This is a genomic window from Candidatus Trichorickettsia mobilis, from assembly GCF_034366785.1.
In the GTDB taxonomy this organism is placed as follows: Bacteria; Pseudomonadota; Alphaproteobacteria; order Rickettsiales; family Rickettsiaceae; genus Trichorickettsia; species Trichorickettsia mobilis_A.
The window spans coordinates 1,441,568-1,454,857 of sequence record NZ_CP112932.1; the positions used below are offsets into that span (position 1 = coordinate 1,441,568).

11 protein-coding genes are annotated in these 13,290 nt (G+C 33.3%); 3 read left to right on the forward strand and 8 right to left on the reverse strand.

The window, feature by feature from the left end; translation table 11 throughout:
• Positions 1 to 94: 94 nt before the first annotated feature.
• The 7 genes from elbB to Trichorick_RS06650 form a co-directional block, all read right to left on the reverse strand.
• On the reverse strand, positions 95 to 760 hold the full coding sequence (gene elbB, locus Trichorick_RS06620; protein WP_323738206.1) for an isoprenoid biosynthesis glyoxalase ElbB: 666 nt from the start codon (positions 758 to 760) through the stop codon (positions 95 to 97).
• Between the two features lie 447 nt (positions 761 to 1,207).
• On the reverse strand, positions 1,208 to 1,387 hold the full coding sequence (locus Trichorick_RS06625) for a hypothetical protein (RefSeq protein WP_323738207.1): 180 nt from the start codon (positions 1,385 to 1,387) through the stop codon (positions 1,208 to 1,210).
• Positions 1,388 to 1,484: 97 nt separating this feature from the next.
• Positions 1,485 to 3,014, reverse strand: a complete 1,530-nt coding sequence (gene metG, locus Trichorick_RS06630) for a methionine--tRNA ligase (RefSeq protein ID WP_323738208.1) — start codon at positions 3,012 to 3,014, stop codon at positions 1,485 to 1,487.
• Between the two features lie 158 nt (positions 3,015 to 3,172).
• Positions 3,173 to 3,904, reverse strand: a complete 732-nt coding sequence (locus Trichorick_RS06635; protein ID WP_323738209.1) for a prepilin peptidase — start codon at positions 3,902 to 3,904, stop codon at positions 3,173 to 3,175.
• A gap of 5 nt (positions 3,905 to 3,909) precedes the next feature.
• Positions 3,910 to 4,143 (reverse strand): hypothetical protein, encoded by a 234-nt coding sequence (locus Trichorick_RS06640; protein ID WP_323738210.1) that lies wholly within the window; start codon positions 4,141 to 4,143, stop codon positions 3,910 to 3,912.
• A gap of 1 nt (position 4,144) precedes the next feature.
• Entirely contained in the window at positions 4,145 to 4,930 is a 786-nt protein-coding gene (locus Trichorick_RS06645; RefSeq protein WP_323738211.1) for a succinate dehydrogenase iron-sulfur subunit, read from the reverse strand.
• Positions 4,931 to 5,489: 559 nt separating this feature from the next.
• Complete coding sequence (locus tag Trichorick_RS06650; protein WP_323738212.1) at positions 5,490 to 7,685, reverse strand: UvrD-helicase domain-containing protein; 2,196 nt, start codon at positions 7,683 to 7,685, stop codon at positions 5,490 to 5,492.
• A gap of 671 nt (positions 7,686 to 8,356) precedes the next feature.
• On the opposite strand from Trichorick_RS06650, the gene Trichorick_RS06655 reads away from it, so the two are divergent.
• Both Trichorick_RS06655 and Trichorick_RS06660 read left to right on the forward strand, forming a co-directional pair.
• Positions 8,357 to 9,658, forward strand: a complete 1,302-nt coding sequence (locus tag Trichorick_RS06655; protein WP_323738213.1) for a hypothetical protein — start codon at positions 8,357 to 8,359, stop codon at positions 9,656 to 9,658.
• Between the two features lie 123 nt (positions 9,659 to 9,781).
• Positions 9,782 to 11,236 (forward strand): NADP-dependent isocitrate dehydrogenase, encoded by a 1,455-nt coding sequence (locus Trichorick_RS06660; RefSeq protein WP_323738214.1) that lies wholly within the window; start codon positions 9,782 to 9,784, stop codon positions 11,234 to 11,236.
• 200 nt (positions 11,237 to 11,436) lie between these two features.
• Here the strand turns inward: Trichorick_RS06660 and Trichorick_RS06665 are convergent, their stop codons facing one another.
• Positions 11,437 to 11,880, reverse strand: a complete 444-nt coding sequence (locus tag Trichorick_RS06665) for a hypothetical protein (protein WP_323738215.1) — start codon at positions 11,878 to 11,880, stop codon at positions 11,437 to 11,439.
• A 430-nt stretch (positions 11,881 to 12,310) separates the two neighbouring features.
• Here Trichorick_RS06665 and pdhA point away from each other — a divergent pair, with 430 nt between their 5' ends.
• Positions 12,311 to 13,288 (forward strand): pyruvate dehydrogenase (acetyl-transferring) E1 component subunit alpha, encoded by a 978-nt coding sequence (pdhA, locus tag Trichorick_RS06670; protein WP_323738216.1) that lies wholly within the window; start codon positions 12,311 to 12,313, stop codon positions 13,286 to 13,288.
• Positions 13,289 to 13,290 lie beyond the last annotated feature (2 nt).

Below are 13,290 nucleotides of genomic sequence, written 5' to 3' on the forward strand. Positions count from 1 at the left end.
ATAAATGGTCTCAAGCAAGATGGGTTAATTATCACTTTATTTCCTTAACTTGACGCGTATGGTTTGTTGAACGTTCTCTACTGATGTTTTGCCTTCATTCAACAATAGTGTTATTATGCATCTTAAGGATTTTATTAACTAACTTACTAATTCCCCTATGTATTTGAGTTGCCGAGGCGTTTAACATAAAAGCAGGAGTAGTGACTAGTTTATTTTCTTTATCTATAACTATATCTTCAGCTAAACAAATTTCCTCTATTGCATCCAATTTAGTAATAAGTTCATTTTTGTCACCAAGAGTAATTCTAATTTTAGCATGATTTTTTAATACTGCTGCTAAAATCGCAGGGGCAATACATATTCCTCCAATAGGTTTTGATGATCTATGAAACTCGATAATGATCTTTTTCAAGTCTTCGATTACTGTAACGTTTTCATTTTTAAAGGCTAAATCAGATAAATTTGTTGCTGCTCCAAAGCCGCCTGGCAATATTAGAGCATCAAAATCTTGTACCTGCAATTTATTTAGTGCTTCAATTTTTCCACGAGCAATACGTGCCGATTCAACAAGTACATTCCGCTCTTCAGCAACTTCTTCTTTAGTTAAGTGGTTGATGACAGAATGTTGTTTTTGATCTGGAGCAAAAATCTTAGTATCTACATTATTTTTATCTAGCTCAAGTAACGTAAATACTGTCTCAAAAATTTCGGCTCCATCCAAAGCACCACAGCCTGAAATTACTACAGCAACTCTTATCATAATTTCCTCAATTTAATTATTATATTCTTAAATGCAATTTTTTAGTACACATTATTGGTATAGTTAACATGAGCATAACTCCCGGTCTTATCACAGTTGATAGTACCGTTTAATTTACATGTAATATTTAGGATATCTTACTTATAGCCGCCAATAATTTTTTACTAATATATAATTTCGTCATAAATTTGCTTGAGTCAAATACAAAATCAGTGATTCACGTGAGTATGATTAATCATGAAAAAATTGCGGTAGTCTAAGAGGCTGTCAGATCAGTAGATCTAAGTGGTAATTTTGCTCACTCAAAACGCAGGCGAAGCTCCGCAACAAACAAGAGACTGCTTGCGGTGCTCGTCTTCGTTTTTTCTAAAAATTCCTCTATTATATCTACTGATCTGACAGCCTCTAACATTCTGGTTTTCAGAAGAAGCAATAGCCAAATGCTAACTAAAACCGTGGAACTCTTTGAGCTACTCCACGATTAATACTATCAACATTATAACTTATAGAATCTTTTGGATCAGCTTTTTGCTTAACAATTTCTTCTTTGACTAGTGGCTTTGTTGTGTTGCTGCAGCCAAACAAAAATAATAATGACGCTATAAAAATTATGGATCTTTTACTCATATAATATTACTCTGATAACTTTGTTAATACCTCTATAGTGTATATATGGGTTTTTTAGTTGTCAAGTAAAGTTACCTTAACTAAGTTTAGCAAGATATTATCCTATTCTAGGAAAAACAGGTGTTGGAGGTAATAACTCACTACTAGAGGCAATCGCATAATTTTTATTTAGGTAAGTAAAGCTTCTTTGCGAAGAGGGAATTCCTAATTGATTAAGCATTATGTTAGCTGACCATGGAGTAAATGGTTGTAACATAATAGCAATAAATCTTAAGGTCTCAAGTAATACAAATAATACTAGTTTTGTTTGATTAATATCCGTAAGAACTAGTTTCCACGGGGCTTGTTTATCAATGTAAATATTTGCTTGTTCACTAAGAATTATTATATTATTTAAGACATTATTTATTTCAAGTGATGCCATTAATATTGCGTTAGACTGAGGCATCTGTGCTGCCATTACCAGAAGGGGTAAATTATAGGCTTGTTCAAGTTGATTTGAGTCAATCTCGGGAACTTTGCCTGCCATATATTTATGTACCAAGCTACTAGTACGCTGCATTAAATTTCCTATTTTATTAGCCAGTTCACTATTGACTCTGTTAATTAGATTCTCCGGTGAATAATTACCATCAGCGCCAAAGGTAATTTCGCGCATTAAAAAATACCTTACTTGATCGACACCAAATTCATTGCTAAGCTTGAAAGGGTCAATGACGTTACCAATAGATTTTGAAATTTTTTGTCCCTGATTAGTCCACCATCCATGAGCCATAATAGATTTTGGCGGTTCTAATCCAGCTGCCATTAAGAATGCCGGCCAATATATAGCATGAAACCGTAAAATATCCTTACCTACTATGTGAGCATCTGCCGGCCAATATTTATGATATTTGCCTTCCTGATCCTCGGGATATCCAAGTGCTGAAATATAATTAATGAGCGCATCAAGCCAGACGTAGATTACGTGTTTTTCATCATTAGGTACTTTTATTCCCCAACTGAAGCTAGTACGAGATACTGATAAGTCTTGTAAGCCGCTATTAACAAAATTGATGACCTCGTTACGTTTAGATAATGGTCTGATAAAATCAGGATTAGCTTCATAAAATGCTAATAATTGATCTTGCCATTTGGATAAAGCAAAAAAATAACTTGGCTCACTTACCCACTCAACATCAGCACCTGTCGGAGCCTTGCCTTCAGCAGTTAGCTCTGTTTGATCATAAAATGCTTCATCACGAACTGAATACCAACCATCATATGTTCCTAGATAAATATTACCGCTATCTTTTAATCGTTGCCAGAATTTCTTAACACTTTCTTGATGTCGAGGTGAGGTGGTTCTAATAAAATCATCATTAGAAATATTCATTACTGTCATTAATTTATAAAAACTTGCCGAGGTTTGATCGGTAAAGCTTTGTGGATCAAGCCCAGCCTTAGCTGCAGATTTTTCAACTTTCTGACCATGTTCGTCAGTGCCGGTCAAAAACATTACGTCAAAACCGCTTAAGCGCTTAAATCTTGCAATAACATCTGCTGCAATAGTAGTATAAGCATGACCTATATGAGGTACGTCATTGACATAGTATATTGGGGTAGTAATATAATATTTATTATTCATTAGACCTCTTGTACAACTATAGCTGGTTTATAATTTTGTCGTCAAAATTTGACTCAGGTTCTTATATACTCAAAGACACTTGCGATCCTCGGCTGCATTTTTGTCTGAAAAATTCTGTAACCTTCTAGGTTATACAGGAGATCTAATGTACTTTTCCATTATGTTTGATTCAGAAATAAAATAGCATCTGATATTGTGATACAGAAGAGAGTGAGAATACTTAATGAATATAAGTCCAATTGTTTCCAAAAACTCCATAAAATACATAACATTGTAATAATTAGCATATACAACGTTAAGTCTTCCTGGGAGCACCAAACGCTGGTTAACATTAATATATTAATTATACATTTAGAACGAAAAGTGTCATTAAATTTACTATTTAATAAAAATAAACTAATAATAAAAGCAATAGATATAGTTGATAACCATAATATAATGGTTTGTTCAGTTAAAGTGCGGTAAATAGCGCCCCAAAATAACATAGATATTGTAATTATTTGTGGTATAGCCTTATGTTCGCGATAAATAAGTATATTCAATAAGCAACTGACTCCAAAGCCAAATATCAATATATATAAATCGGTAATTCCATTAAATAAATAAAAGCAGCTATTGGAAAGAATGACTGCGCTGATTTCTAAAATAAAATATTGAGTTGGAATATTAGAATTACAGTAGTTACATTTCCCAAATGTACTAAACCAGCTTAACAATGGTAAGTATTCATGAGGCTTAAGTAAATGACGACAATAAGAACAGAAGGGAGGCTGATCGCAGTTTTGATTAATACCGCAAATAGTAATATTACGTGGTAAACGATAAAATATGGTCGTAGCAAAATTACCGATAAGTAATCCAAAAACTGTAACTATTATATATTCTAGCATTAAGCTTATATTTCTTCACCAAGCTTAGCATTAGCGAGATCTGCATCTGATTTTTCTGATGCTTGTCCAAGTATTACAGTTTCATAATTGTAGAATTTGCTTAGTTGTTCTTGTATTTGTGCTAGTGATTTTATTTGGTAGGTATATGATGACAATACTGTCCCCGACACTGTACCATTGTTATTTGATAAACCTTCAGTGTTTTCTGTTTTATTATTAGATTGATGAACTTTTTTCATTCTAAGCACCTTGGCGTTGAACCATTAATTTTTTGATTTCTGAAATGGCTTTTGCCGGATTTAGTCCCTTAGGACAGGTTTTTGTACAATTCATAATAGTATGACAGCGATATAATTTGAATGGATCTTCTAGATCATCCAGACGTTCACCTGTGTATTCATCTCTAGAATCAGCAATCCATCTATATGCTTGTAATAATACTGCCGGACCTAGATATTTTTCACTATTCCACCAATAGCTTGGGCACGAGGTAGAACAGCAGGCACACAATATACATTCATATAACCCATCCAATTTCTCGCGATCCTCCGGAGATTGTAATTGTTCACTTCCTGCTGGTTTTGGACTATCAGTTTTAAGCCATGGTTGGATGGATTCGTATTGAGCATAAAAATGCGTCATATCGGGTATCAAGTCTTTGATAACTTGCATATGTGGTAATGGATAAATTTTAATATCTCCTTGAATCGAATCTATTGGCTTAATGCAAGCTAACGTATTTGTACCATCTATATTCATAGCACAACTGCCGCATATACCTTCACGGCATGAACGTCTAAAACTTAAAGTTGAATCTAGCTCATTTTTAATTTTTATTAAAGCATCAAGTACCATCGGACCACATTGATCTCTGTCGATTTCATATGTATCCATTTTTGGATTTTCTTTTGTATCAGGATCATATCTATAAATCTTTAATTTTTGCGGAGTTTTTGCAGCATCAAGGCCAACATGCATTTTTCCTTCTAGTATTTTTGAGTTTGGCGGTAGCCTAAGTTCAGCCATGATTACCTTTTTAAGTATATTATATAACCAATAGATCTTTCATTTTCTTGATACAAGATCTTAACCTCAATAATAGCATCCTAGTTTAGTAATTCAAGTTTATGTTGTAGACAGCTTAAAATTTATATTAGTGCAGTAACAAATAGATTCCACTAGATTCCACATTTAGATTGAATTAAGTTACGCGAGTTGTCAATTAACAATTTAGTTATAACTGAAACAGTAGACTTCTTGCATAACCTAGAAGGTTACGGAATTTTTCAGACAAAACTTGTCTCCGTTCCGCAAAGCAGTCTCTTGTTTGCTGTGGAACTTCGACTGCGTTTTGACAACAAAATTACCAACCAGAATAGATTATGCAAGAGGTCTAGTGGAATTAGCTAATAAAATAAACCATGCTCTGAACTTGTTTCATGATCTCATGATAATGAAAGGAGATGCTAAAATGAACTCAGTATAACTTCATAAAATGACTACGGACTCTTATACTTTATATACTTTACATCAGTATCTTATCATCAAAATCTCTATTATGATTATTATAATTCAGTAAGCTATGTCAATTACTTAAAAAGTCTTTCTTGATTTTTTTAATAGTTTTGTCATTTGTAAAAACTACTTCTAGAACATCATCTATTTGACGTATTACTACTCCAACACCAAATTTAATATGTGTAACTTTGGAGCCTGGTCGTAGTATATTTTGCTCGGCTGTAAGAAGAGGTTCTGGTGGTTTTGACAGTTGATTAAATTTACTGTCCTTATATGGTTGTGGCGGTGATATACCGCTTTTTTTACTGACATAATTTAATTGGTTGGTTGAAATTGACCGTATGCAAACTTCTTCAGCTATTTCTGCCAAAAACCTAGAAGGTAATGAGTCTAGTATTTCATTATACATTCTCCGTCGTTCAGCAAAGGTGATATATAATAATTTTTTAGCTCTAGTAATGCCAACATAGGCTATACGTCGTTCTTCCTCTAAACCTTTTTCTTCTGTCAGTGATTTTTGGTGAGGAAATATACCTTCTTCCCAACCAGGTAGAAATACAACTTCAAATTCCAATCCTTTAGCAGCGTGTAGGGTCATTACACTGATTGCTCCACCAAAATTTGACTCTAATGAGTCATTGGACATCACTAAGCTAGCATGTTCCAGAAACTCATATATATTATCAGCAACCGCTATAGCACTGAGCATTTCGTTGATATTTTCTATACGAGTGCGAGATTCCTCAGTTTTTTCCTGTTTTAACATCTCAAGATAACCAGATTCAGCCAATATTGCTGACGTCACAGTTACTGCTGATTCATTTTGCATTCGTTGTGCCCACTCAGTTATTTGCGTAGTTAGTTGTTCTAAATTTTCTTGAATCTTATTTTTGAAAATTTGTTGTGGTAGCATTTGTTTAATGGCACACAACATTGAAATATTATTAGTTGTTGCATAGTCTTTGATAGTTTTAAGTGTAATATTGCCGATCGCTCTTTTAGGAATGTTAATAATACGTTCTAAAGCCAAATTATCATTATTGTTTAAGGTAATTCTAATATAAGCCAGGACATCTCGTATTTCCATTCTTTCATAAAATCTGACTCCACCAATGATCTGATATGGCAGAAGCTTATTAATCAGAGCTTCCTCAAAAGCTCTTGTTTGAAAACCGGCGCGGACTAATATTGCGATCTGATTTGCTTGATAACCATAAGTTGACATTAGTTTTTCAGTTTCGCTGACTACAAATCTTGCTTCTTCTAAATCATTCCAACAGGAAATAATTTTAATTTTTTCCCCGGTATTATTTTCTGTCCATAATGATTTGTCGTGGCGATTTTTATTATTGTTGATTAATCCTGATGCCGCAGCTAGGATCTCTGAACTAGAGCGGTAATTCTGTTCAAGCTTAATCACTGTGGCATTAGCCCAGTCGCGTGAGAAACGCATGATATTGCTTATTTCTGCTCCACGCCAGCTATATATGGATTGATCTTCATCGCCAACGCAGCATATATTCCTAGAATTAGAAGCTAACATTCTAGTCCATAAATATTGCACAGCATTGGTATCCTGATATTCATCAATCAAAATATATTTAAATTTGTTTTGATAATATTTCAACAGATCAGGGTGATTGATAAAAAGTTCATTGTTATAAAGTAATAGATCGCCGAAATCTACGGCATTGGCCGCGATTAGCTGGTTTTGATAGGTAGTATAGATATTTTTTGCTACTTTTTGTACATCAGATTTTAGATCATTATTTGAAACCTTAGCTGGTAATAAACCTTGGTCTTTCCAGCGAGCAATAATGATTTGCAGCAATTTAGGAGTATAGGTTTTAATATCAATCTCACTAACAATTGCGATATCTTTAATTAACTTAGTTTGTTCATCCTGGTCAATAATAGTAAAATTAGTGCTTAGATTAGAGTCAAAAATACTAATATGGCTACGGAGAATTTTTGCTGCAATCGAATGAAAAGTGCCGATATTAAGACCATAACAGTTGATCATACCGCAAATACGTTCGTGCATTTCTTTTGCAGCTTTATTAGTAAAAGTTACTGCTAATATATTTTGTGGCTCTGCTAATTGCTGACTTATAATATTAGCAATTCTGGTGGTTAATACTTTAGTTTTACCGGTGCCTGCTCCAGCTAGTACTAGGAGCGGACCCTCAGTATGAAATACTGCCGCACACTGCCTGTCGTTTAAATCATTGGCTAAAAGTTGTAAATCTGTAGAAATAGTCATAAAATTTTTTATTTGAAAATATTTATATACTCTTCATAAATGAAAAGTTGTTAGTAACTAAAAGACGTCTGAGCTTAGTCACTGTAAGCTTTGTGGTAATCCAAAATAAGCGGCTTTCGGCCATTTATCTGTTGCTTCGTCGCGCCTAGGATCCTCGCAATGACTAGTACTAGCCTAGCTAGCTGTGTAATAAGGCCATACAGCGCTCAGCTCAGCTCAGACGAGTCATGACAATTTTTCATTTACAAGGAGTATACACATTTTTATTCTGACATTGAAATAGTTAGCTTCGTGTTAGTTTCACATAATCAATAGCGCTTATCATAATTAACTAAATAATTAAGTATGATAGATAATCAAAGCATATAAGTAAATTATTTTTGACACATAAAAGTATTAGTGCCTTTTCCTTTCTTTGGCCAATCAATAAATTTTATTAACCATTATATACAAATCTAAATATATTATATATTATTATATAAAATACTTGTAATAATATTTATTATAATTATAATAATGCTAATTTTTCTTAATACTTTCTAAGGTAATGTAGTTTTTATAGAAAGCTTAAAAATTACATATTATTTAATAGAACATTAAATAATTAATATTAAGTGAAAGTTAATTAGAAAAATATTAAAATAACCTTAGTAATTAAAAAAATTAATCAAATGAAAAAATTTAAAGAAAACAAAAAAAATATCGATAAACTCGAATCTCTATCGATAACTTTTATTAAAGCATTAAAAGAACATAATAAAAAGCAATCATTAAATAAATTTACAGAAGAATTGTGTAGAGAATCGCAATATATTAATCAGTTGCAAGCATTTGACTGTTTTTCAATGATTAATCACATTTTAATTAATCCAGAAAATTCACATAAAATATTGCTTAATACATTATTTCAAACACCAGCATTTACCAAAAAATTATTGCAATATTTAGATTCGGGAAATGCTCATGAAATTATGTGTACAAAAAATGCCATTAAACAAGCGCTAAAGAAATGCCCTGAGATAATTGAAAATTTAGTAACTTCAATCACCTCGGTTAGCTCATTAGAAAATATCTTAAAAATTTTGAATTTAAAATTATTGGAACAGCAAACAGAGTTGGAACAGATATTAGTAAAATATGATTTTTCTCCAGAGTGTCAATTAATATTAGAAGAGGCATTAATAGCAACTAATCCTAATTATATAGGTAATGCACCAACTATCCTTGCGAAAACTGAGATTCCAGTTATTCAAAAGATTATCAATAATATACATACTAATTGTGACATGAGTAATAGTATAGAGAAGATAGTAGAGAAAATTACCAAGGTTTATAATTTGCACCCAGTTATGCAAAAAATTTTTGAGGGAGCTAGTGATTATAAAATATATATTATGGATCTCGAAGAGGGTATAGCTGGTCATAGTAATTGTTTGGGAATAACAACACCGAATGGTAAAGTACATATTGTAGCTAGCAAAGAAGCTCTAGCCGGTGATGATAAAGCTCTAACAAATTTTGTGGGTTCAATTGTTCATGAATTAGTGCATGCAGCTTGTTATGAGTTTTTTCATAACAATGCATATCCTTATTCTGCATCATATTCAGAAACAACACCAACAATAAAGTTTGTAGAGACACTACCGTTGTTGATTCAGTTGTTTGGTCATATCATTGTCGATAATTACAATAAATCCAGTTATAATGCAGAAGGTATAGCTTATTTTATTGGTCAGTATGTTGAAACTTGCCTTACATTGGGAATAGAGGCATCGAGCTTTGAAGAGTTTGCGAGTCTACATTATAGTCAAGCAATAACGACAGATCAAACATATATAGACCTTTTTAATTATCTGGATCATAATTTTATCATGAGTATAGATGATACTCTCAATAAAAGTAGTGTTAGTAGTTATGAAAGTAGCATAACTGGAGCTATCGATATCTACAATACTTTTGATTGTCAGTTTTAAGGGAGTAGATGACGACTTTGACACACTATAATCTGCGCTCTTGCTGTTTTATCTGATTTCACTTTATAGAATTTAGATCCATATGTTATCCTATTAATAGCTTAATTATTTTAGAGGTAAAGTATGTCGGAATTTACACCAGTTACTGTAGCAAGAGGCGATGGTATCGGTCCAGAAATTATGGAAGCGGTTTTACGCATTTTAAAGGAATCAGAAGCAAAAATACGTATTGAAGCTATTGAAATAGGAGAAAAACTATATCAGAAGAATTATACTTCTGGTATTGCTGGAGATACCTGGGAATCGCTAGCTCGCACCAGAGTGTTGCTGAAAGCTCCAATCACCACTCCACAGGGTGGTGGTTATAAAAGCTTAAATGTTACCTTACGTAAAGCACTGTCGCTTTATGCCAATGTACGTCCTTCAATCTCCTATCATCCATTTGTTGAGACCTTGCACCCCAAACTGGATTTAACTATTATTCGTGAGAATGAAGAAGATTTATATGCTGGAATAGAATATCGTCATACTCATAATATGTATGAATCGATAAAACTAATTAGTCGCGTTGGTAGTGAGAAAATTATTAGATATGCTTTTGAATATGCGATAAAAAATAACCGTAAAAAAGTCACTTGCTTTAGTAAAGATAATATCATGAAATTTTCTGATGGTATTTTCCATAAGGTATTTGATGAGGTTGCCAAAGAATATCCACAAATTAAACCTGAACATTATATTATTGATATTGGAACAGCAAGGTTGGCAACAGCACCTGATTTGTTTGATGTGATTGTAACATCAAATTTATATGGTGATATTATTTCTGATGTTACATCGGAGATTTCAGGTTCAGTTGGACTTGCTGGCAGTGCTAATATAGGAGAATACTATGCAATGTTTGAGGCTGTGCATGGATCAGCGCCTGATATTGCAGGTAAAGATATAGCTAATCCTTCAGGATTGCTAAATGCTGCAGTAATGATGTTAGTGCATATTGGACAAGGTAAAATAGCTGCTACTATCGAGAATGCTTGGAAAAAGACCATAGAAGACGGAATTCATACTACAGATATTTATAATGATCAAACTAGCTCTAAAAAAGTAGGAACGCAAGAATTTGCAGCAGCAATTATTAAAAGATTAGGTGAGGTACCAACTACCTTAAAAGCAGTAGATTATTCATCAACACCAAAATTAGAACAATCTACTAAAGTTTACACAATTAATACCAAAGAAATTAAGGTGTTAGTTGGAGCAGATATTTTTGTTGCTATGAATGTATCATCTGCTCATGATGTTGCTGCTAAAATTCAAAGCATCAACTTACAAGGTCTGGAATTACAAACTGTAGCTTGTAAGGGGTTGAAGTTATGGCCACGAGATGAGCGTTTTGAATTGTTGTCTGATCATTGGTGCTGTCGTTTTGTAGCTAAAACAGCGGGTGAGACAATCAAGCATGTAACAATAGCTAAATTACTTGAGGCTTTAAGTTTAGCTGATATTGATTTTATTAAGGTAGAAAATTTGTTTGAGTTTGATGGTAAGAAAGGATTTTCGTTAGCTCAAGGAGAATAGTATAGTATTATGAGAGTGGTCAATGAATTATAAGCATTAAGTTAAGAAAAAGATACAATACAAAACAGCCTTGCTTGAGTATCGCTTCGTCTGAGCTGAGACCATTTATGGTTGAAGCAATCCAGTAAAATATGTTCGTTTATTTCTTGGATTGCTTCAGGTTTTGCGTCTCGCAATGATGACAACAATTTATTAGATCTCTAAATCAATTCAGTGTGAGAATTGTTCACTTTGTTCTGCAGTTGACTTAAATGTATCGTTGATGCAGAAAGCAGATTCGGTATTTCATCTCTATAAAAAAATAAAGTAGATTTAATTTTTTGTTGCTTCTCTTGATAAATTTCCTGATATATGCAGAGTTTGATTAGCTGTATTTTCAGGAGAGTACCGATGAAACAACAAGACAAAATATTCTCAGCTAAGAGGTAAGTTTCTGGATCGATAATTATTGTTAGCGGTTGTTGCTGTTCTTTTATTAATTGCGTAAGTATATCTAGAGCGATTGTACTGTTTTTATGGTCGTTATAAATGGTTTTTATAATTTCTAGCCCATACTCACTACAACTAGCATTGAGATTTTGTAAAGTTTTTTTATTAATATCTAAAAATGATTTATTTAAAAAGATTATTGCTTTGTTTGACATGATAAATTATCCCCATATAGATTATAAATAAAATCTGACCACCAAGAGTAATTTTTGAAAAAATCCTGGTGATCGGGGAGGTAAGAAAACTGCTAACAACAGTCTATGATGACCTTTAAGCATGGCTCTGGACATACGCCACCATCTCCCCGACCATAAATAATAGTCGAGGATTAGATCGTTTAACGGTTAATGACACCGTGTTAGAAAGAAGTTCTTACACTCCTAGAATAGCCGGTTGCTATTCTTACGCTGATTTTAAACAAAGCTATCTATAAGTCAATTGATTTTGTAGCTCACTTATGAGCATTTGCTTGACAATTTTGGTATCGATAGTCATATTGTTACTAACTTTTTGAAGAGTGCTTGCGCGTCTCAGGTGAGCGGTTTAGCGGTGCGGTCATCCAGATTTTTACTTAAAAATATAAATATGATTAATATTAAAAAGCATAAATTAAATAATACGCAATATTTGCAAGCATATGAAACAATGCTGCTACTGAGACGTTTTGAAGAAAAATGCGGTCAGTTTTATGGTATGGGATTGATAGGAGGTTTCTGTCATTTATATATAGGCCAGGAAGCAGTAATTACCGGTATAGATATGGTTAAATTACCTAATGATAGTACTATTACCAGTTATCGCGACCATGCTCATATCATTTTATCCGGTACTGAACCCAAATATGTGCTAGCAGAATTAATGGGCAAGAGTGGTGGATGCTCGAAAGGTAAGGGGGGATCTATGCATATGTTCAATGTTGCCGGTAGATTTTATGGCGGTCATGGGATAGTAGGGGCGCAAGTGCCAATCGGTACCGGACTTGCTTTTGCTGAGAAATATTTGGAGTCGACAAATATTTGTTTTACTTTCCTAGGTGATGGTGCAGTTAATCAGGGGCAAGTATATGAAGCAATGAATATGGCTGCATTGTGGAAATTACCGGTTATTTACATTATTGAGAATAATGAATATTCAATGGGTACCTCGGTTAAGCGCTCTACTGCGATGACTGATTTATATAGAAAAGGTGAATCTTTTGGTATTCAAGGATGGCAAGTGGATGGGATGAATGTTGAGACTGTATATTCTGTCGCTAAACAAGCGGCAGAGTATGTAAGAGATGGAAAAGGACCGATTATTCTAGAAATGAAAACCTATCGCTATCGTGGTCATTCAATGTCTGATCCTGCTACTTATCGTAGTAAAGATGAGGTTGAACAATATAAAGATCGCGATCCTTTGACTGAAATTAAGCAGAAAATTTTAGACAAAAAATATGCCTCAGCAGAAGATTTAAAATTGATAGAAAAAAAGGTAAAAGAAATAATTCAAGAGACAGTAAGTTTTGCAGAACTCTCTCAAGCACCTGCAGAGCATGAACTTTATAGTGAAGTGTATATTTAAGT

Bases quoted from the DNA above. Each gene is read 5' to 3' on its own strand.
- Trichorick_RS06625 (WP_323738207.1), bottom strand. From the start codon at position 1,387: ATGAGTAAAAGATCCATAATTTTTATAGCGTCATTATTATTTTTGTTT.
- Trichorick_RS06635 (WP_323738209.1), bottom strand. From the start codon at position 3,904: ATGCTAGAATATATAATAGTTACAGTTTTTGGATTACTTATCGGTAAT.
- Trichorick_RS06660 (WP_323738214.1), top strand. From the start codon at position 9,782: ATGTCGGAATTTACACCAGTTACTGTAGCAAGAGGCGATGGTATCGGT.
- elbB (WP_323738206.1), bottom strand. From the start codon at position 760: ATGATAAGAGTTGCTGTAGTAATTTCAGGCTGTGGTGCTTTGGATGGA.
- Trichorick_RS06640 (WP_323738210.1), bottom strand. From the start codon at position 4,143: ATGAAAAAAGTTCATCAATCTAATAATAAAACAGAAAACACTGAAGGT.
- Trichorick_RS06650 (WP_323738212.1), bottom strand. From the start codon at position 7,685: ATGACTATTTCTACAGATTTACAACTTTTAGCCAATGATTTAAACGAC.
- Trichorick_RS06645 (WP_323738211.1), bottom strand. From the start codon at position 4,930: ATGGCTGAACTTAGGCTACCGCCAAACTCAAAAATACTAGAAGGAAAA.
- pdhA (WP_323738216.1), top strand. From the start codon at position 12,311: ATGATTAATATTAAAAAGCATAAATTAAATAATACGCAATATTTGCAA.
- metG (WP_323738208.1), bottom strand. From the start codon at position 3,014: ATGAATAATAAATATTATATTACTACCCCAATATACTATGTCAATGAC.
- Trichorick_RS06655 (WP_323738213.1), top strand. From the start codon at position 8,357: ATGAAAAAATTTAAAGAAAACAAAAAAAATATCGATAAACTCGAATCT.
- Trichorick_RS06665 (WP_323738215.1), bottom strand. From the start codon at position 11,880: ATGTCAAACAAAGCAATAATCTTTTTAAATAAATCATTTTTAGATATT.